Genomic DNA, 17,914 nt, shown 5'->3' on the forward strand with positions numbered 1-17,914 from the left:
AGAGTAAGCATACTATGAAATTACAAGACAGAGTGGCGATTATATTTGGTGGCACTTCAGGATTGGGTGAAGCAACGGCTAAAGCGTTCGCTAATGAAGGCGCTAAAGTAGTCGTCACAGGGCGCGATGAGGAAGACGGCAATCGAATAGTTAAAGATATTACAGATAACAATCAAGACGCCATCTTTGTAAAAGCTAATGTGACGCAAAAGAGCGATATTCAAGCAGTCGTTGACAAAGCGTTAACGACTTATGATCAGATTGATATTTTGTACAACGGTGCTGGTATCCATGACGCTTATGACAATGCTGTTGAGCTAGAAGAAGATTTTTACGATCAATTGATGGCGATTAATGTCAAAGCCCCTTATCTGGCTGCCAAGATGGTGATTCCACATTTTATTAAGCAAGGTGGCGGCACCATTATTAATGTCGGTTCGCAAGCGACACAAATGGCAGGGCCGGGCGGCTCAGCCTATGTGACGTCCAAACATGCTATTTTGGGATTCTCGAAACAGTTGGCTTTCGATTTTGGTAGTCAAGGCATCAAAGTTAATACATTGTCGCCAGGTTTTATAGAAACACCAATGACTGAGGGTATTGACGATGAGCGTTTAGATCGTATTCCGGCTCAACGTGCTGGTAAGCCTGAAGAAATTGCTGCACTTGCCGTGTTTCTGGCCTCTGAAGATTCTAATTACATGCAAGGCGCTAACGTTTTGATGGATGGTGGTTGGGTACTAGGCCGCAAATAACGTTAGTCGTAAATAACGTCAATAGTCATCAACAATATAACGAACGTCTCGCACGTATCTGCCCCAATAAAAAACCCTCTCATTTTGAGAGGGTTTTTTTATAGTTGCCTAACGTTGTGAGCGGGTATCAAAGATTATAAGTAACACCATGGTACGCTCACGTAATGAATTAGCATTAATATATTCGTTTTTGTTATAAAAGTGGTTTTTTGATGGTGAAAGAAATAAATTTTCCATAAAATCGTACAATTGTTTATTTATAAGATTATGTGTTAATATCAACTTTAAGATAGAGAGCATAGGATAAAGCTATGGCAGCTTATATCACTGTAGGGGCAAAGACTACTCATGGTGGCACGGTCATTACTGGCTCACCGCATACCACACATAATGGCGTTCAAGTCGCTCGCAAAGGCGACAAGGTTATGTGTAAAAAATGCAAAAAAGTAACTACCATTCTTACGGGTGATCCTACATTTGTTATAGATGGCTCTCCAATCGCACGAGGCGGTGATGTAACCAGCTGTGGCGCAAAGCTGATTGCTATTCAACAGTCTTTTTGTGAGTCAGATTTTGAAGTGATAGGTGTGGAGCAAGCCGAGAGTATGAAAAAATCAGCTCAGGATTATGCTAATAAAGTTATGAGTAGATACAATACCGCTTTTCAATTTTTAGCTGACGATGATACGCCTTATGCCAACTTTAATTACATTGCTAAAAACAAGCAGACCGGCGAGACCTACCAAGGTATTACAGATGAAGATGGTTGGACGGAGCGCTTCTATTCCGATAACGATGATGAGATTGAGGTTATGCTAGATTTAGAATGGCAAAAAGGTTTAGGAGCGTTCGAATGAGCAATAGTACTAATGGGAATATGAGAAGGGGAGATATCTCTACTAAGATTACGTCCAGACCTTTTATATCAAGACAGCATCCTTTAAATGATCCCAAGGATCCTTTTACCGCAGCAAAAGTAAATCAAGAGCTGTCGGATAGAATGGCGCTTAAGACTTATCCTACTCAAGGGGCATCTTCCTTGTGTGGACCTGCCACACTTTTTTATTGTTTACTTGTTGATTACCCAAAGTTATACAAACGGGCTGTCGCAGAGCTCTGGAGAGATGGTAAGACAACAGTTAACAATTTAAAAATTGAGCCGAATGCAAGAACAAAAAACCCTAAAGATTTATTCAAGACGAAAGATGAATTAAGGATATTAGCTATTGACTGGATAACCTTGGCAAGCCTACGAGACTCAACCAATAATATTATGTCTTATAGCTCACCGTTCGACCAAGCAGCGGGAATTACTTTGCCAGCAGATATTATCGACTGGTTTAAAAAAGCTGGCTATCGACATGTTGATACATTTGTCTTGGACAGTTCTACAAACATTATAAAAATAAACGGCTATCAAAATAATTCTAATTATCATGTTATCTCTTTAGTCAATTCGGGGTTTATTTCGGGACAAGGCTTACCTACTATTAATTTCCCTAACCATTGGGTAATGTGGACTGACCAAGTACGTAATAGGGACGGTAGTCCTATAAGAAGCGACATAAAATCTCATGATGCTGTGAAGCTAAAATTATTTACGTGGGGAGAAATTGCAAGACCCATACAAGCGAACTTGAGTTTTGCAGAATTTCAGAAATATCATTTCCAAGCTATCGTTATAGGGAGGTAAGATGATAAAAAAATATCTAGTAGCTGCTACAGTCTTGCTACTAGTAGGATGCAGTGATCCTGTGAAAGTGTCACCTGATAGATTGCCTGACGCTCATCTGAATAAACCTTATGAAGCAAATATAGAGATCACAGGCGGTGTCGTTGTTAAAGTTGGTTTTTACTCTGAAGTATCTGACGGTAATTTCGAGATTATCCCAAGTATTGCAGAGGGAGGTTATAAAGACTATAACCTTTTGACTGTTACCGGTACTCCAACTACGCTAGAACCTATTCATATTGAAATCGTAGGCGATACCTATGGAACCAATTTTCCTGGTAAGCAATTTGAAAAGATGTACACCATTGAGGTAAAAGAATAGCGGGCCAAATATAATAAAAAAAGCGATGACATGACTATCATCGCTTTTTTTTACTACAAATTCTTAAGCAAAAGACTATAGCTGAGTATGTAGACCACACTCACGACTTTCTTCTACTTTGGTTGGGTCAAAATAATCAAACTCGTTTGGTAGGTTATGCTCATCAAGATAAACGTCTAGATCGGCGTCTGTTTTTTCAAACAACGGCGCGACTTTTAATACGCCATCTTTTGATAAGCTTAGAACATCAAGACCTTGGCGGAACTCGGTTTGATCTTTACGAATGGCGTTGAACCAAACGTCAGGCTGTAACTCATCTAACGCACGGCGGAATGGCTCAAGTTTCACTTGGTCCGTGAACTCGTCATGCTGCGGGTTATCGATTCCTGGGATACCATTCATGGTTGCGTCACGGTAAGCAGCCGTTTGCTTAGGAATATATGTGATGACGTTTAGGTTCAAATCACGAATAACTTTGTTGGCAAATTGATAGGTCGCATCCGTGTTATAACCTGAGTCAACCCACAATACAGTGATATCAGGACGCTGTTTGGCAACTAAATGCAAGATGGCTGATTCATAAGGACGGAAGTTCGTTGTGATGATTGGATTTTTTGCTTGGGTCAATGCCCATGCCACGATTTCTTCGGGTGATTTACCTTGCAAGTCTTGGTTGGCTTGATCGATATCTAGATTTGGATGTAATTGACTCATTATATGTTCCTTAATGGTTGTGAGTATAAAATAAAAATGATTTATTAAAAGGGAGTAAGAATATTAAGCGCCTGAAAACTAGCTACCAGAAAACATCGGTAATGCAGCTGCATTGCGACCATCATAACTACTGGCAAGGGCGCTAAATGCTTGAGAGATATCCGAGATAGACTGCATGTCATGCTCATTGAGCACAAAGCTATCAACGCCCGTCCGCAGCAAATAAGCAATTTGATCACGGCCAAACTGTCCTGCTATACGAATCTCTCCCTGATAGCCGATTTGGCGTAGGGTTTGGGCGTAACTAAAGCCGCGTCCATCGGTGAACGCAGGCACATGAATGACAATCAAATCTTGTTGCAACAAAAATTCTGATAAACCGATCAGTAGATCTGTATCACTGTTGGCGGTCACCCACACACCAACGCGGCTGGCATGCTGGGCAATGAGGTCACGCACCTGCTCTAAGAGACCACCCGCCAACTTGCCTGCTGAATCCAGTAAATCAGAGAGAGGAAGTAAAATCTCAAGTTTTTCTTGTTTTTGTAGTAGCTCAAGTAATGATATATGAGACAGGGCGATACCATCTGGCAGCTCATTAGTACTAAGCGCTAACCACGTATCGTTTTGACTGATATCAGCACCTTCATGGTTTAACACATGATGATTACCCATAGACCTTCTCCTTAAAGGGCGCAATACCAACACGATCGACCAGATCACCAAAACGTTCTACGTCTTGCTCATTGCTTACGCGCTGTTCTAGATAAACATCTAGGATTTTTTGTAGGGTAACTGCTACATCAGTCGCTGGGACAGCCTTGCCCAATATTTTACCGATCTTGGCGTCGTTACTTGAGTTGCCACCAAGGCTGATTTGATACCAATGCTCACCCTTCTTATCCACACCCAAGATACCGATATCGCCTGTATGATGATGCGCACAGGCATTCATACAGCCTGACATATTGAGACGAATCTCGCCCAAGTCATATAAGTAGTCGAGATCATCGAATTGTTTCTCGATTTGCTCAGCGATGTTGTGGGTCGTCGCATTGGCAAGTGAACAATAATCCCAGCCTGGGCAGACAATCATGTCTGTGAGCGTATTGATATTGGCGCGTGCCAAATGCAATGTCGTCAACTGTTGCCACAGTTCATATAACTGATTGGCCTGCACATCAGCGAAGACCAAATTCTGCTGATATGTACCGCGGAGCTCACCAAAGCTATATGTATCAGCAAGATCGGCGAGGGCATCCATTTGTGACTCGCTCACATCCCCTGAAGGCACATAGCGACCATCGACCACACCAGCTTTTAGAGAAATCACCACGGCACGATAACCTGCAACTTTATGTGCCACTGTATTTTGGTTGTACCAATTGGCAAACGCTTTATCGGCATCCAGCTGCTTTTGTAAGTCGTCCTGCACTTGTAGCGCATCAAAGCTCAGATAGTCAGGCTCAGTGAAAAAGCTACTGGCAGTCGCAAAATTTTCCTCAGTCAGTGTTAAAGGGCCGTCTTTGGTATGCGCTTCCCACTCAGCATTGACCAATTTGGCAAACGCAGGGCCGCCCATGCTCTCTACCAATATTTTGATACGGGCTTTGTATTTATTATCGCGGCGGCCATGCAAGTTATAAACGCGTAAAATGGCATCCAAGTAACTGAGCAGGTGCTGGCGAGGTAAAAACTCATTGATCACTTTACCAATCACTGGCGTACGACCAAGTCCGCCGCCAACCAACACTTCAAAACCAAGCTCTCCAGCTTCATTGGTTTTGACATGTAGTCCTATGTCATGTACTTGCGTCGCCGCACGATCATTGGCAGTACCAACCACCGCAATCTTGAATTTACGCGGTAAAAACGCAAACTCAGGGTGAAAGGTTGACCACTGGCGGATAATCTCACAGTAAGGACGCGGATCTGCAATCTCTTCTTGGTGGATACCAGCATAAGGGTCGGTTGTGGTATTGCGAATACAGTTGCCCGACGTTTGAATCGCATGCATCTGCACTGAAGCCAGCTCTGCCAAAATATCTGGCACGTCTTCAAGTTTTGGCCAATTCAGCTGAATATTGGTACGGGTGGTGAAGTGCCCGTAGCCCTTATCATATTTACGCGTGATTTCTGCTAACTTGCGCAACTGATAAGAAGCAAAGAGCCCATAAGGAATCGCAATGCGTAACATCGGTGCATAACGCTGAATATAAAGGCCGTTTTGCAGGCGTAGTGGCAAAAACTGCTCTTCTGGCAGCTCACCTGCCAAAAAACGTTTGGTTTGGTCGCGAAACTGGGCAACTCGTTCGTCTACCAAAGTCTGGTCAGCGTAATTGTATTGATACATGACGTAATCTCAGTTTTTTTAATCTTAAAAGCAGCGATGAGGGGCGTTTTTTGTGGCTATGTGACTCACCCAGTACTAATCGCAATATAAATAATTCAGCTTACCATCATATAAGCTTGCTTCTATAAACATAAATTCCTTTCAGACATATCCATATCCAAACACAGCATAAATTTTCATAAAGAAAGTTAGGTAGCCTATGCTTATCTTATTTAACGTCTGATTATTGGTACACGCTTCTCAGTTTTAGCTACCTTCTTGCGTTATCTCTTATTTTTTTTGACCACTTTTTTCATGTAAGGTTTTAATACTCCTATGACTCAGACCACATCAAAACTTGTTCCTCCTCACGGTAGCCCAGTACTTAAGCCATTACTGTTAAATGGCGAAGCTCGCACCCAAGCATTGAAACTTGCCAGCACACTACCAACTATCACCTTAAGCTCAAGAGAGCGTGGTGATTTGATTATGTTTGGTATTGGTGGCTTTACGCCATTGAATGGCTTTATGAATCAAGCTGATTGGAAAGGCGTGGTAGATGACATGCGCTTGCAAAGTGGCGACAACGCTGGCTTGTTTTGGCCGATTCCCATCACTTTATCTGCGCCCAAAGAAACTACAGACAGCTTAAACCAAGGTGACAAAGTGGCATTGGTGGCGCAAGATGGCGAGATCATGGGTATTTTAACGGTAGAAGAAACCTATACGATTGATAAAGAGTATGAGTGCCAAAAAGTATTCACTACCACAGACTCAGAGCATCCTGGGGTTCAACAAGTCTTAAACCAAGAAGCGGTCAATGTAGCAGGTAGCGTTGAGGTATTAAGCGAAGGCGAGTTCCCAACATTATATCCAGAAATCTATAAAACGCCCGCTGAAACCCGCGAAATTTTGGATGCCAAAGGCTGGAAAACAGTCGCTGCCTTCCAAACTCGTAATCCAATGCATCGCTCGCATGAGTACTTGGCCAAGATTGCTATCGAAATCTGTGATGGAGTGTTGATTCATTCCTTGCTAGGCGCTCTAAAACCGGGTGACATCCCAGCAGAAGTACGCCAAGAAGCAATCAAAACTCTTATTGATAACTACTTCAGAAAAGACACCGTGATTCAAGCCGGTTATCCACTAGACATGCGTTATGCAGGGCCACGTGAGGCATTATTACACGCTGTGTTCCGTCAAAACTATGGCTGTAGTCATCTGATTGTTGGCCGTGACCATGCAGGTGTTGGCGATTATTATGGTGCATTTGATGCGCAGACTATCTTTGAACAGGTTGGCAAGGACGACTTGATCACGCAGCCCCTAAAGATTGGCTGGACGTTCTGGTGTAACGCTTGTAACGCCATGGCATCTGATAAAACGTGTCCGCATGATGCTTCTGAGCACGTTAAGGTTTCTGGTACCAAACTGCGTAAAGCCCTATCAGAAGATGAAGATGTGCCAGAGAACTTTAGTCGTCCAGAAGTGTTAGAGATTTTGCGCAATTATTATGCTGGCATCGCGCGTGAGGAGCGTGCTGAAGTTAAGCTCACAGGCGCTTCTGCTGTATAAATAAGGCCAAGCGTTAAAGATAAAAAAGGAGTCAGATTTATAATCTGACTCCTTTTTTTATTTGCAGTTTCCAATCAATGCGATTACATCAACTCTATCGGCGCTTTTAGCTTTTGATATTTGCCTGCCAATGAGCCACCGCCAGAACAAAAATAACTTAATGCGCCTGACTCTTGTCCATCAATGGTTAGGGTGTTTTCTTTAAACTGAAAAAAGATCTGAGTGTTATTGGCGTTGGTTTGAAAAATGATGCCATGTGCCTCGTCTTGACCCATTAGCACGGCTTTACCATCAAACTGGCACGTGGGTTTTTTGAGATCGCTGCGCGCACGCACCTTAATGTCAATCTGTTTGTCACCTGCTGCTCGTACTATTACACCCACCCAATCATAACCTTGTGCACGGTCAGCATAGCCATCATCTGCATAGTCTCCTACCACCGCTTGCATAACAGGTGAAAGTACGGGACTACTGGGGTTGACCACTTGGCTAGTGGTATTACTGGTCATATTATGACAGCCACTCAGCGTCAACAAAACCGAAGTAGTCAATGAAGCGGCAACAAAAAAACGAGAGACATGGGGAAGGTGAGGGGTCATAAGATGCCTTTGAAATCATAGTGGGAAAATAAAAAACGATAAGCAAACAAGGTACTGGCAATAGTGTATTCAAACCGTTCGCGTGACAGGAAAAATTCAAAATATTGACTGTTATCTTGTTTGATTGGAAATTTTCTCTACGCTTAGCTGTTATGCATAGCCGAAAAATCCATCGTATGAGACACAATAATAACATTACTTATGCCAAGTTAATCACTCGATAAGCTGATTCGTCATTAAGCCTTTTTCAAACAAGCTGCTAGCATATGACCATTATCCATAGAGCCGCACTTAAGTCGTTATCATTTGTAGACCCTGATAGCGAAATTCTAAAAAAATGGCGCTAACATTTTATCGAGAATATTTATGCAATCAATAAGTAAAAAAACACCCAAACCTAATAATAAAGGCGCACAGGCGCAACTGCTTGGCATGAGTGGCGTACTTGCGATGAGTTTATTGGTAACGGGCTGCGGCTCTAACAACGCCGAAACAGCCCAAGATGCGTCAAGCGCCGATGGCAGTTCAAAAAACGTTAGCCTACTGAATGTCTCTTATGATGTGTCGCGTGATTTTTATAAGGATTATAACGAACTCTTTAGCGAAAACTATCAAAAAGAGAATCCAGGCAGTAAAGTGAATATTAAGCAGTCGCATGGCGGTTCAAGTAAGCAAGCCCTGTCTGTTGCCAATGGCTTGCAAGCAGATGTGGTGACTTTTAACCAAGAAAGCGACATGAACTTGTTGGTTGAAAAAGGGTTGGTTGCTACCGATTGGAAACAGGCACTACCAAACAACGCCGTCCCTTATACCAGTACCATGGTACTGCTTGTGCGTAATGGCAACCCAAAAAATATCAAGGATTGGTCAGACTTAGCTCGTAGCGATATTAAGGTCGTTATGCCAAATCCAAAGACCAGTGGCACCGCTCGCTATGCATTTTTAGGCGCTTATGGTTATGGCTTGCATCAATTTAAAGAAAGCCCAGAGACTCATGTGAAAACGGATGGTTTTATCAAAGACATGTTGGCAAACGTGGTGACTTATGACAATGGCGCGCGTGCAGCAACGACCAGCTTTACCCAGCGCGGGCTTGGTGATGTATTGATTACCACTGAGAATGAAGCCCACTTGGCAGCTAAAGACTTTGCTAAAGGACAGGTTGATATCGTTTACCCCAGTTACTCTGTATTGATCAACAACCCAGTAGCAGTGGTGACCGCCGTTACCGATAAAGCAGGTAAGACTGATGCTGCCAACACCTATCTAAAAGGTCTGTGGGAAACCCCAGCTCAAGAGCTTATGGCACAGATGTATATGCGTCCTAGTGATGAGCAAATCCTTGCTGAACACAAAGATACCTTGCCTGCCATTACAACCTTTGAACCAGTGAGTGTCTTAGGGCCGTGGGAACAAATTATGGATACATTTTTTGTAGATGGTGGACGTTTTGATCAGCTGGCACAAGTGAAGTAATAAGCAACGGCAATGTTATATCTGATTCATAGACTGCCGAAAATACCAGATACTATGGTCGTAAAGATAATGGTCATAGAGGTATTTTCGGTGGTCTTTTGATGACGCTGTTAAAATTTTTGATCAATCTCCTTACTGCGTTAAAGCCAGTGCTTTGTTATTCCATTTTGGCAATAACATACGCATATTCATCATTAAACATAATAAGATGGCGCTGTTAGCATACTGATATTATTTAACAGATACCTCTGAGGGATTTATGACATACGCCACGCGATATCAACAGAAAAGTAAAGCATTGAACGTCCTAGGTATGGCAGGCGTTGCATTGACCCTAGGTCTTGCTGGCTGTAGCAATAATGAGCAGGCAGACACAACTGCAAGTGCGGATGGGGCGGCGACAGACAGTCAAAATATCGAGCTATTAAACGTCTCTTATGATGTGGCCCGTGATTTTTACAAAGACTATAACCCGCTATTTATCGAGCATTATAAAGCAGAAAATCCAAACGCTAATATCACCATTAATCAGTCACATGGTGGTTCGAGCAAGCAAGCACTCTCTGTCGCCAATGGCTTGCAAGCAGATGTAGCCACCATGAATCAAGGCTCTGATATTGAGCTGCTTGAGAAAAAAGGGCTGGTTGAATCAGATTGGCAAAGCAAATTCCCAGATAATGCCGTGCCATTCACCAGTACCATCGTGTTTTTGGTGCGTAAGGACAATCCAAAGGGCATTAACGATTGGCAAGATTTGACCAAAGAGGGTGTGGAGATTGTCATGGCCAACCCAAAAGTGACGGGTAATGGTCGCTATGCATTCTTAGGTGCTTATGGTTATGGCTTGCATGCTTTTAATAACGATGAAACCGCTGCTAAAAACTATGTGAAAGACATGCTCAAAAACGTCAAAGTTTATGAGAATGGCGGACGTGCTGCTACGACCACCTTTGTTCAGCGTGGTATTGGTGATGTGTTGGTGACGTTTGAGAATGAAGCCAATCTTGCAGCCACTGATTTTGGAGCGGGTAAAGTAGACATCGTTTATCCAAAGTATTCTATTAAGTCAGAAAGTCCAGTAGCCGTTGTGAAGTCGGTGACTGACAAAAAAGGCACCACTGAAGCCGCAAAAGCCTATCTTGACTATCTATGGAGTGAGCCCGCTCAGCAGTTGGCAGCTGATCTCTATCTGCGTCCTAGCGTCAAAAGCGTCCTTGATAAAAACAGTGACAAACTGCCACCTGTTGACACTTTCCGTCCGAATGATGCGTTTGGTACATGGGATGAAATCATGAGTACTTATTTCAGTGATGGCGGTGTTTTCGATCAATTGGCTATCAAAGCGCCAAAATAATTACCGTCTAACGGCAACAGCGTGCGCTTAATCACGCCTTGTCATGCAATGAGTATGAGCATTAAGTCATTAACAATAATAAAGGACATGGCGTTCTGCGCTATGTCCTTTATAACATAGACTTTATAAGACAGACGGACTAACCATAAATTTGATACGACATGGTCTTACGATAAGTACCATCAGATAGGCAATAGGACATCACTATGAGTGCAACATCTTCTTCTGCCAGTAAACCGCTTAAAAAAGGTTGGCTGACACGTTTGCGTCAACGCAATGTGTTGCCAGGTTTTGGTTTAAGTATGGGTATTACTGTCTTTAGCTTATCGTTATTGGTGGTGCTACCCTTTGCCATGATGGCCTATACCACAACGCAGATGGGCTGGACTGGATTTTGGGAAACCATTACTCAGCCGCAGGTCACCGCTGCTATCAAGCTGAGCTTATGGATGTCGTTTTTGGCCATGCTGACCAATATGGTGTTTGGTACGTTGGTTGCTTGGGTGCTGGTACGTTATGAGTTTTGGGGTAAGTCACTAATCAATGCGTTGGTTGATCTGCCTTTTGCGTTGCCAACAGCAGTGACGGGAATTTCACTTACCACGCTTTATGCCCCGAATGGCTTGATTGGGCAGTGGTTTGCAAAGTTTGACATACAGGTGGCTTTTACGCCGATAGGTATTTGGCTTGCGTTGGTGGTGGTTAGTTTTCCCTTTATTGTCCGTGCTGTACAGCCTGTGCTTGCCGAGCTGTCGGTTGAGTTTGAAGAAGCCTCAGCGGTGCTGGGTGCCAATCGCTTAACCACATTCCGAAAGGTTATCTTACCAGAGCTTTTGCCTGCCTTATTGATGGGTGCAGGGATGATGTTTGCCCGTGCCACTGGCGAGTACGGTTCAGTTATCTTTATTGCAGGTAATATTCCGATGCAGTCTGAGATTTTGCCACTCATTATTATCAGTAAGCTTGAGCAGTTCGATGTTCAAGGTGCCTCGGCTGTTGCGCTATTTATGCTACTGATCTCCTTTGTGATTTTATTGACCATCAACATCGTACAGTGGAAGCTGTCGCGCCGCGTAGGAGCCCGCTAACATGCAAATATCCAATAGCTACGACTACCAAAGCAATCCAGCCACCAAAGATACACCGTGGATACGCCGAACCTTTATTGTGATTGCTGTCTTATTTATGGTTGTCATGTTGGTCATACCGTTGTTGGCGGTATTTTATGAAGCTTTTAAGAGTGGTTGGCAGCTGTATATTGCCTCACTGGTCGATCCAGAAGCACTGGAAGCCATCAAACTTACGCTAATCACTGCTGCTATTGTCTTGCCGATCAATATGGTGATGGGTATTGCTATCGCTTGGTTGGTCACGCGTTATCAGTTCAAAGGCAAGCAGCTGGTCACCACGTTACTTGATTTGCCGTTTTCTGTGTCGCCCGTTGTTGCCGGTTTGATGTTTGTATTGTTGTTTGGTTTGAACTCTACTCTTGGCGGCTGGCTTGAGAGCATGGGTTTCCAAATTATTTATGCGGTTCCTGGTATTGTTTTGGCGACCTTGTTTGTGACGTTTCCCTTTGTAGCACGTGAGCTGATACCTTTGATGCAGACCCAAGGCGATAGTGAAGAGCAAGCTGCGCTAACTTTGGGCGCCTCTGGATGGCAAACTTTTTGGCACGTGACACTACCCAATATTAAGTGGGCATTGCTATATGGTTTGATTCTGACCAATGCGCGCGCGATGGGAGAGTTTGGCGCTGTGAGTGTGGTGTCAGGCCATATTCGCGGTGAAACCAATACGATGCCATTGCTGGTTGAGATCGCTTATAACGATTATAACTTCACTGCTGCATTTGCCTTGTCGAGCTTACTTGCTGCGTTAGCGCTGATCACCTTATTGATTCAGCAAGTCATGACCAAGCTGCAGGAGCGCAAATTCGCTAAATCTGAAAGACTGGCAAGCGCACCTGAGCTTCCAGCAAGCGCGAGTGCGACCATTCCTACCAGTCCAGATAAGCCGTAAAAAATAAATGGTATTTGAGTCGGTGATGTGACTTAAACCTTTAATAATTGAGACATTGAGTGTCGCCCAGATACACTGACACGATACGCCAAAAGAGACAATAAGAGATATTATTATGAGTATCGAGATTCGTAACGTTAATAAAAAATTTGGTGATTTCGTTGCTTTAGACGACATCAATATCACCGTGCCAACGGGTAAGCTGACCACGCTGCTTGGGCCATCAGGTTGCGGTAAGACCACGTTGCTGCGTATTATTGCAGGTTTGGAGTATGCGGACTCTGGACAAATATTATTTGATGATTTGGATGTCACCAATACTCCTGTGCAAAAACGTCACATTGGTTTTATGTTCCAGCACTATGCGCTGTTTCGACATAAAAACATCGCTGATAACGTGGCATTTGGATTGACACTATTGCCAAAAAACGAGCGACCCAGTAAAGCTGAGATCAATAAGCGTGTCGTAGAATTGTTGGATTTGGTACAGCTACCCCAAGTTGCCAATGCTTATCCGCACCAACTATCAGGTGGACAGCGTCAACGGATTGCACTGGCACGAGCACTTGCCGTCAAGCCAAAGCTGCTATTACTTGATGAGCCATTTGGCGCACTTGATGCCAAAGTCCGTAAAGAGCTCCGCACTTGGCTCAAAAACATTCATCATGAGCTGGGTATCACTAGTATCATGGTTACTCATGATCAAGAAGAAGCACGTGCGGTATCTGATGAGATTGTAGTCATGAACCAAGGACGGGTAGAGCAGGTGGGCACGTCGGAAGAGTTGATACACAAGCCTGCCAATGCTTTCATCAGTGACTTCTTAGATCTTGTATAAAATGCTATTTTAAATAAAATGATTCTCTTATAACATTGTAAGTATGCTCTATACTGATTGTATGGATATGATGAGCTTCTCAAAGGCAATAAAAAAGACCTATCTTAAATGGGTCTTTTTTATTGCCTTTAATCATGGTTAAAAGCCAGTCGCGCGGTATCCATCTGCTATCTAAGCAGGTTCTGACATCTCAATGTCTTTGGTTAATATTTGCTTGTAGGTAATCTCCAGAATATCCTCACACCACTCTGGCAAATCATCAGCAACCTCATACCACATCCAAGTACCATCACGAACACAGCTCAAAATACCCAGCTTTTTTAAATGGTTTAAATGACGAGAAATGGTTGGCTGCGGCTGATCTAATATATCAACCAACTCACCCACACAGCGTGCTTCTTTGCGAAATAATATTTGAAATATTTTTAAGCGTGTCGGATCAGATAAGACTTTAAACAACTCAATAGGTCGTATTGTAAAATTATTATCAGACATAGCATGGTTCCAATAAGGCTAGGTTAATAGGCCTTCAATATAACAGCAGTTATCAGCAAAATCGATGAAAAGATAAGCTAAATTACAGTTCGTCGTTAATTTACTACCTTTTATCTTGTTTTGTTACAGTAGTAACCATATTAATCCACACCAGTTAACTGACTGTAATAGAAGACTATTTTTTTGCGCACTCAATTGTAAAATACTATTGCAAATGATAATAATTATCGTTATTATACTTAAACCGCTACGCAGAGTTTTATTAAGTAGTGGATTTATAGAATGAATGAGATGAGAAACTGTTTATCTACAAGCCTCATCATAAATGCTCAGTATTTATAAGCCGTAAAGTAGTTACCGAACAGTGGTATTTAGGAGAGCTGGTGTATGTACGTATGTATCTGTAATGACGTAAAAGAAAAACAAATCAAAGCTGCTATTGCTTCAGGTATTGATACTCTTGAAGGTCTAAAAGATACGCTTGACGTTGCAACCTGTTGCGGCTGCTGTGAGCCGATGGTTAATGATTATCTAGATGAACACCATGCAAAATTAGATATCTTAGCCTATGCTGTCTAAATATAATTAACCTAAAAGTTTTCTATTTCAAACATGTTAAATGTACTGTTATACAATAAAATACAGTACATTTAATCTTAAGCTTTTATCCTTAGTAAATACGTAATATAGAGTCATTATAATATTACTGGCACTTTTCTATATTGCCTGTCAAAGAGCAGTTGTCCTTTTACTCATGTTTTTTAAACGTGATACACAGCTGTCATCTCTACAAACGCTAGCTAATTATGATTCTCAACTAGCATCTTATTCTTAGTTCACAATATTACATGTCATATAGCGCCTGTATGTTACTATATTTGCATAAAGTAACAGAGCATATTATTGCATCTGATTTTTACTGGCATTGCTATTAAGACGTGATGAGTTTTAGGTATACGGTAATGTATAAATATACATAGAGGAGTATGGATTATGATAGGTAGCCAAAAAGTCATAGATTATTTAAATTTTTTATTAGGTGGTGAACTCGCTGCTCGTGACCAGTATTTTATACATTCAGAGATGTATGCTGAGTGGCATTATGGCAAGCTGTACGACCGTATCCATCATGAGATGGAAGATGAGACCTTACACGCGCAAGCCATTATTCGCCGTATATTGATGCTCAGCGGTACGCCAAAAATGACCGTGGACACCATCAATATTGGATCCACTGTCCCTGAGATGCTACAACTGGATCTTGATTTAGAGTATCAAGTGCAGAAGCACTTAAAAGACGGGATTGCATTGTGTGAAGAAGAGCGAGATTACGTCACGCGTGAGATGCTTGTTGAGCAGTTAAAAGACACTGAAGAAGATCATGCTCATTGGCTAGAGCAGCAGTTGCGTCTTATCGACATGATTGGTCTGCCAAATTACCTCCAAAGCCAAATGGCTGAAGTCACTCCCAATCTTATTTAATATCACAGCAGATATGAATCGTCATAAAAACTGGCCAATAGGGTCAGACAAAATAATAAATAAGTAGGGAGAGAGGTTATGAAAGGGGACAAAGAGGTTATTCGTGCTTTAAACAAGGTACTGGGACAATCGCTTATTGCTATCAATCAGTATTTTTTGCATGCACGTATCGCTCGCCATTGGGGCTTAGAAGCGCTTAACGAAAATTTTTACAAACAATCTATCGCTGAGATGAAATGGTCAGATGATCTGATTGCACGTATTTTATTATTAGGTGGCTTACCCAATTTGCAAGATTACGGTAAGATGTTTATTGGCGAAGATGTGCCAGAGCTGATCGATTGCAATTTGCGTTTAGAAAAGCAAAAATTTGCTATTATTACTGATGCCATCGAATTGTGTGAATCAAAAGCCGATTATGTTTCTCGTCAATTATTAACCATTTTAAAAGATGGTAATGAGGAATATGAAGATTGGCTTGAGACGCAAGAAGACTTAATCCAAAGTATGGGCGTAGAACGATACATTCAATCACAGATCAATGATGACGATACGCTCTAAGCGTCGAACTTATTGGTGATTGGTGACAACGCCATATCAAATGCCAGCATGAGTTTTGGTTTGTGCCAATTCGCATGCTGGCATTTTTATGTCTGATATTTAATCAATATTATGGCAATCAATACCAATACTCACTTTCCACCCATCAGTACAAACCACGACCATCTTCAGGTTTCAAGCGCATAAAGACCATTCCTGATAAGATAGTTAGAACCCCCATCACAAAAAACGTAATCTGGAACGCGGTGAGCGTATCCATCTGCATACGCTCACGTAATATGTTTAGCACAGCTGCCCCAAAAGCAATACCGAAACTAATGGCCAACTGCTGGTTGACTGCCATCAAACTGTTGCCACTACTGGTCTGCGTGCCTTGTAGGTCACCAATGGTAATCGTATTCATGGCACTAAACTGTAAAGAGTTACAGGCGCCCATAATGGTTAAGATAGGAATAAACCAAAGCCATTGTGAAGCATCACTGAACTGTGTCAAAACGAGTATGAGACAACCCATGATAGAGGTATTGTAGACCAAGACTTTACGGTAGCTATAACGCTGAATGATCTTACTCACAAACGGTTTAATACCGATGGCGCCTACAGCGATAGGAGCCAGCAGCCAGCCTGCCTGCGATGGTGAGTATTCAAAAACGACTTGCAATAGTAATGGCAACAAGAAAGGAACGGCACTAATACCAAGCCGTGTAAATAAGTTACCAATGATGCCTGTCCGAAACGTACGAACATCGAACAAGGCTAGCGGGAACAACGAGGCAGATTGACGTTTGGCATGCCAAATATAAGCGCCTATCAATAGGCTTGCGCCAAGACTAAAGAGCAGACCATAAAGTCCATGTCCTGTTTGTGAGCCGAATTCTACGGCCAACGTAAACCCGCAAGCCGCTGCCGCAAAGAGTAAAAACCCTGACCAATCAAGACGTTTGGTATCCTCAAATAACGCAGGAACCAGTTTTTTCCCCATCACAAAACCCGCTATTCCCATTGGTATATTAATCAAAAATATCCAATGCCAGCTGGCATATTGCACAATATAACCACCCAAAATCGGTCCTACCAATGGCGCAACCAATGCTGGTATGACCGCAAAATTCATGACCGTTAGTAGCTTATTGCGTGGGTAAGATTTGACCAATATGAGACGAGCAACCGGTGTCATCATTGCGCCACCGATGGCTTGAATAACCCGCGAAGCAACCAAAAGATTCAACGTTGGCGAGGCGGCGCACAATAGTGAGCCAATACAAAATATAATGATTGCAGATAAAAATACGCAGCGAGTTCCATATTTATCAGCCAAAAAGCCACTGAGGGGGATAAATATGGCCAAGGTCAATGCATAACTGATGACTGCCCACTGCATTTTTAAGGGTGATTCACCCAGTGCTTGCGCCATTTGCGGTAGTGAGGTATTTAGTATAGTGGCGTCTAATATTTGCATAAATAACGCTACTGCTAGTACATAAGGCAGATACTTATCTTGTATTGGGGTGAGCGTTACCATGTAAATCTCGTTAAATATTCTGTCATGAAAACGGACAAATAGTGTTGTTTACCACTTACCAATAAATGGTGAGTCAGCATATAAGCCAAGTAGTATAAGAAAGACGTACTGAGAATAAAAGTGACTCAAGGTAAC

General features: G+C 42.5%; 19 protein-coding genes. 13 read left to right on the forward strand and 6 right to left on the reverse strand.

Annotated features, from left to right (window positions below; genetic code table 11):
* Positions 1-14 precede the first annotated feature (14 nt).
* From CZ794_RS05360 to CZ794_RS05375, 4 genes are all read left to right on the forward strand, one after another.
* Positions 15-755 (forward strand): SDR family NAD(P)-dependent oxidoreductase, encoded by a 741-nt coding sequence (locus CZ794_RS05360; RefSeq protein ID WP_087040631.1) that lies wholly within the window; start codon positions 15-17, stop codon positions 753-755.
* A 311-nt stretch (positions 756-1,066) separates the two neighbouring features.
* Entirely contained in the window at positions 1,067-1,612 is a 546-nt protein-coding gene (locus tag CZ794_RS05365) for a PAAR domain-containing protein (protein ID WP_087040632.1), read from the forward strand.
* Entirely contained in the window at positions 1,609-2,448 is an 840-nt protein-coding gene (locus CZ794_RS05370; protein WP_087040633.1) for a hypothetical protein, read from the forward strand. Before CZ794_RS05365 ends, CZ794_RS05370 begins: the two co-directional genes overlap by 4 nt.
* Position 2,449: 1 nt before the next feature.
* Complete coding sequence (locus CZ794_RS05375) at positions 2,450-2,809, forward strand: hypothetical protein (protein ID WP_087040634.1); 360 nt, start codon at positions 2,450-2,452, stop codon at positions 2,807-2,809.
* A 75-nt stretch (positions 2,810-2,884) separates the two neighbouring features.
* Here the strand turns inward: CZ794_RS05375 and CZ794_RS05380 are convergent, their stop codons facing one another.
* From CZ794_RS05380 to CZ794_RS05390, 3 genes are all read right to left on the reverse strand, one after another.
* Positions 2,885-3,523, reverse strand: a complete 639-nt coding sequence (locus CZ794_RS05380; RefSeq protein ID WP_087040635.1) for a phosphoadenosine phosphosulfate reductase family protein — start codon at positions 3,521-3,523, stop codon at positions 2,885-2,887.
* Positions 3,524-3,601: 78 nt separating this feature from the next.
* The gene (locus CZ794_RS05385) at positions 3,602-4,198 is read right to left on the reverse strand and encodes a DUF934 domain-containing protein (protein ID WP_087040636.1); all 597 of its coding nucleotides are present in this window, start codon (positions 4,196-4,198) and stop codon (positions 3,602-3,604) included.
* Positions 4,191-5,876, reverse strand: a complete 1,686-nt coding sequence (locus CZ794_RS05390) for a nitrite/sulfite reductase (protein WP_087040637.1) — start codon at positions 5,874-5,876, stop codon at positions 4,191-4,193. Before CZ794_RS05390 ends, CZ794_RS05385 begins: the two co-directional genes overlap by 8 nt.
* Before the next feature lie 315 nt (positions 5,877-6,191).
* On the opposite strand from CZ794_RS05390, the gene sat reads away from it, so the two are divergent.
* Entirely contained in the window at positions 6,192-7,430 is a 1,239-nt protein-coding gene (gene sat, locus CZ794_RS05395) for a sulfate adenylyltransferase (RefSeq protein ID WP_087040638.1), read from the forward strand.
* 83 nt (positions 7,431-7,513) lie between these two features.
* On the opposite strand, the gene CZ794_RS05400 is transcribed toward sat, so the two are convergent.
* Positions 7,514-7,939 carry a hypothetical protein gene (locus CZ794_RS05400; protein ID WP_256958872.1) on the reverse strand — a complete coding sequence of 142 codons (426 nt, stop codon included), beginning with the start codon at positions 7,937-7,939 and terminating at the stop codon, positions 7,514-7,516.
* 456 nt (positions 7,940-8,395) lie between these two features.
* Between CZ794_RS05400 and CZ794_RS05405 the strand changes: the two genes are divergently transcribed.
* The 5 genes from CZ794_RS05405 (at position 8,396) to CZ794_RS05425 (ending at position 13,719) form a co-directional block, all read left to right on the forward strand.
* The gene (locus tag CZ794_RS05405) at positions 8,396-9,505 is read left to right on the forward strand and encodes a sulfate ABC transporter substrate-binding protein (RefSeq protein WP_087040640.1); all 1,110 of its coding nucleotides are present in this window, start codon (positions 8,396-8,398) and stop codon (positions 9,503-9,505) included.
* A 313-nt stretch (positions 9,506-9,818) separates the two neighbouring features.
* Positions 9,819-10,859: a sulfate ABC transporter substrate-binding protein gene (locus CZ794_RS05410; RefSeq protein WP_256958880.1), complete on the forward strand. Its 1,041-nt coding sequence runs from the start codon at positions 9,819-9,821 to the stop codon at positions 10,857-10,859.
* Between the two features lie 206 nt (positions 10,860-11,065).
* The gene (cysT, locus tag CZ794_RS05415) at positions 11,066-11,947 is read left to right on the forward strand and encodes a sulfate ABC transporter permease subunit CysT (RefSeq protein WP_087040642.1); all 882 of its coding nucleotides are present in this window, start codon (positions 11,066-11,068) and stop codon (positions 11,945-11,947) included.
* Between the two features lies 1 nt (position 11,948).
* Positions 11,949-12,881 carry a sulfate ABC transporter permease subunit CysW gene (cysW, locus tag CZ794_RS05420; protein ID WP_087040643.1) on the forward strand — a complete coding sequence of 311 codons (933 nt, stop codon included), beginning with the start codon at positions 11,949-11,951 and terminating at the stop codon, positions 12,879-12,881.
* 115 nt (positions 12,882-12,996) lie between these two features.
* Positions 12,997-13,719: a sulfate/molybdate ABC transporter ATP-binding protein gene (locus CZ794_RS05425; protein WP_087040644.1), complete on the forward strand. Its 723-nt coding sequence runs from the start codon at positions 12,997-12,999 to the stop codon at positions 13,717-13,719.
* A 171-nt stretch (positions 13,720-13,890) separates the two neighbouring features.
* On the opposite strand, the gene CZ794_RS05430 is transcribed toward CZ794_RS05425, so the two are convergent.
* Complete coding sequence (locus tag CZ794_RS05430) at positions 13,891-14,214, reverse strand: helix-turn-helix transcriptional regulator (protein ID WP_087040645.1); 324 nt, start codon at positions 14,212-14,214, stop codon at positions 13,891-13,893.
* Positions 14,215-14,601: 387 nt separating this feature from the next.
* Here CZ794_RS05430 and CZ794_RS05435 point away from each other — a divergent pair, with 387 nt between their 5' ends.
* The 3 genes from CZ794_RS05435 (at position 14,602) to bfr (CZ794_RS05445) (ending at position 16,257) form a co-directional block, all read left to right on the forward strand.
* Positions 14,602-14,793 carry a bacterioferritin-associated ferredoxin gene (locus tag CZ794_RS05435; protein WP_062844608.1) on the forward strand — a complete coding sequence of 64 codons (192 nt, stop codon included), beginning with the start codon at positions 14,602-14,604 and terminating at the stop codon, positions 14,791-14,793.
* Positions 14,794-15,207: 414 nt separating this feature from the next.
* Positions 15,208-15,696: a bacterioferritin gene (gene bfr, locus CZ794_RS05440; RefSeq protein ID WP_087040646.1), complete on the forward strand. Its 489-nt coding sequence runs from the start codon at positions 15,208-15,210 to the stop codon at positions 15,694-15,696.
* Positions 15,697-15,774: 78 nt separating this feature from the next.
* Positions 15,775-16,257, forward strand: a complete 483-nt coding sequence (gene bfr / locus CZ794_RS05445; protein WP_087040647.1) for a bacterioferritin — start codon at positions 15,775-15,777, stop codon at positions 16,255-16,257.
* Between the two features lie 145 nt (positions 16,258-16,402).
* On the opposite strand, the gene CZ794_RS05450 is transcribed toward bfr (CZ794_RS05445), so the two are convergent.
* Complete coding sequence (locus CZ794_RS05450; RefSeq protein ID WP_087040648.1) at positions 16,403-17,779, reverse strand: DHA2 family efflux MFS transporter permease subunit; 1,377 nt, start codon at positions 17,777-17,779, stop codon at positions 16,403-16,405.
* Between the last annotated feature and the right edge of the window lie 135 nt (positions 17,780-17,914).

It is taken from the genome of Psychrobacter sp. JB385, from assembly GCF_900163785.1.
Classification (GTDB): domain Bacteria; phylum Pseudomonadota; class Gammaproteobacteria; order Pseudomonadales; family Moraxellaceae; genus Psychrobacter.

What these genes read in the sequence shown, in the direction of transcription:
- CZ794_RS05365 (WP_087040632.1), top strand. Translation starts at nt 1,067, where the DNA reads ATGGCAGCTTATATCACTGTAGGGGCAAAGACTACTCATGGTGGCACG.
- sat (WP_087040638.1), top strand. Translation starts at nt 6,192, where the DNA reads ATGACTCAGACCACATCAAAACTTGTTCCTCCTCACGGTAGCCCAGTA.
- CZ794_RS05410 (WP_256958880.1), top strand. Translation starts at nt 9,819, where the DNA reads ATGGCAGGCGTTGCATTGACCCTAGGTCTTGCTGGCTGTAGCAATAAT.
- CZ794_RS05435 (WP_062844608.1), top strand. Translation starts at nt 14,602, where the DNA reads ATGTACGTATGTATCTGTAATGACGTAAAAGAAAAACAAATCAAAGCT.
- cysT (WP_087040642.1), top strand. Translation starts at nt 11,066, where the DNA reads ATGAGTGCAACATCTTCTTCTGCCAGTAAACCGCTTAAAAAAGGTTGG.
- CZ794_RS05375 (WP_087040634.1), top strand. Translation starts at nt 2,450, where the DNA reads ATGATAAAAAAATATCTAGTAGCTGCTACAGTCTTGCTACTAGTAGGA.
- CZ794_RS05385 (WP_087040636.1), bottom strand. Translation starts at nt 4,198, where the DNA reads ATGGGTAATCATCATGTGTTAAACCATGAAGGTGCTGATATCAGTCAA.
- bfr (WP_087040647.1), top strand. Translation starts at nt 15,775, where the DNA reads ATGAAAGGGGACAAAGAGGTTATTCGTGCTTTAAACAAGGTACTGGGA.
- CZ794_RS05430 (WP_087040645.1), bottom strand. Translation starts at nt 14,214, where the DNA reads ATGTCTGATAATAATTTTACAATACGACCTATTGAGTTGTTTAAAGTC.
- bfr (WP_087040646.1), top strand. Translation starts at nt 15,208, where the DNA reads ATGATAGGTAGCCAAAAAGTCATAGATTATTTAAATTTTTTATTAGGT.
- CZ794_RS05370 (WP_087040633.1), top strand. Translation starts at nt 1,609, where the DNA reads ATGAGCAATAGTACTAATGGGAATATGAGAAGGGGAGATATCTCTACT.
- CZ794_RS05405 (WP_087040640.1), top strand. Translation starts at nt 8,396, where the DNA reads ATGCAATCAATAAGTAAAAAAACACCCAAACCTAATAATAAAGGCGCA.
- CZ794_RS05360 (WP_087040631.1), top strand. Translation starts at nt 15, where the DNA reads ATGAAATTACAAGACAGAGTGGCGATTATATTTGGTGGCACTTCAGGA.
- CZ794_RS05390 (WP_087040637.1), bottom strand. Translation starts at nt 5,876, where the DNA reads ATGTATCAATACAATTACGCTGACCAGACTTTGGTAGACGAACGAGTT.
- CZ794_RS05400 (WP_256958872.1), bottom strand. Translation starts at nt 7,939, where the DNA reads ATGACCAGTAATACCACTAGCCAAGTGGTCAACCCCAGTAGTCCCGTA.
- CZ794_RS05380 (WP_087040635.1), bottom strand. Translation starts at nt 3,523, where the DNA reads ATGAGTCAATTACATCCAAATCTAGATATCGATCAAGCCAACCAAGAC.
- CZ794_RS05425 (WP_087040644.1), top strand. Translation starts at nt 12,997, where the DNA reads ATGAGTATCGAGATTCGTAACGTTAATAAAAAATTTGGTGATTTCGTT.
- cysW (WP_087040643.1), top strand. Translation starts at nt 11,949, where the DNA reads ATGCAAATATCCAATAGCTACGACTACCAAAGCAATCCAGCCACCAAA.
- CZ794_RS05450 (WP_087040648.1), bottom strand. Translation starts at nt 17,779, where the DNA reads ATGGTAACGCTCACCCCAATACAAGATAAGTATCTGCCTTATGTACTA.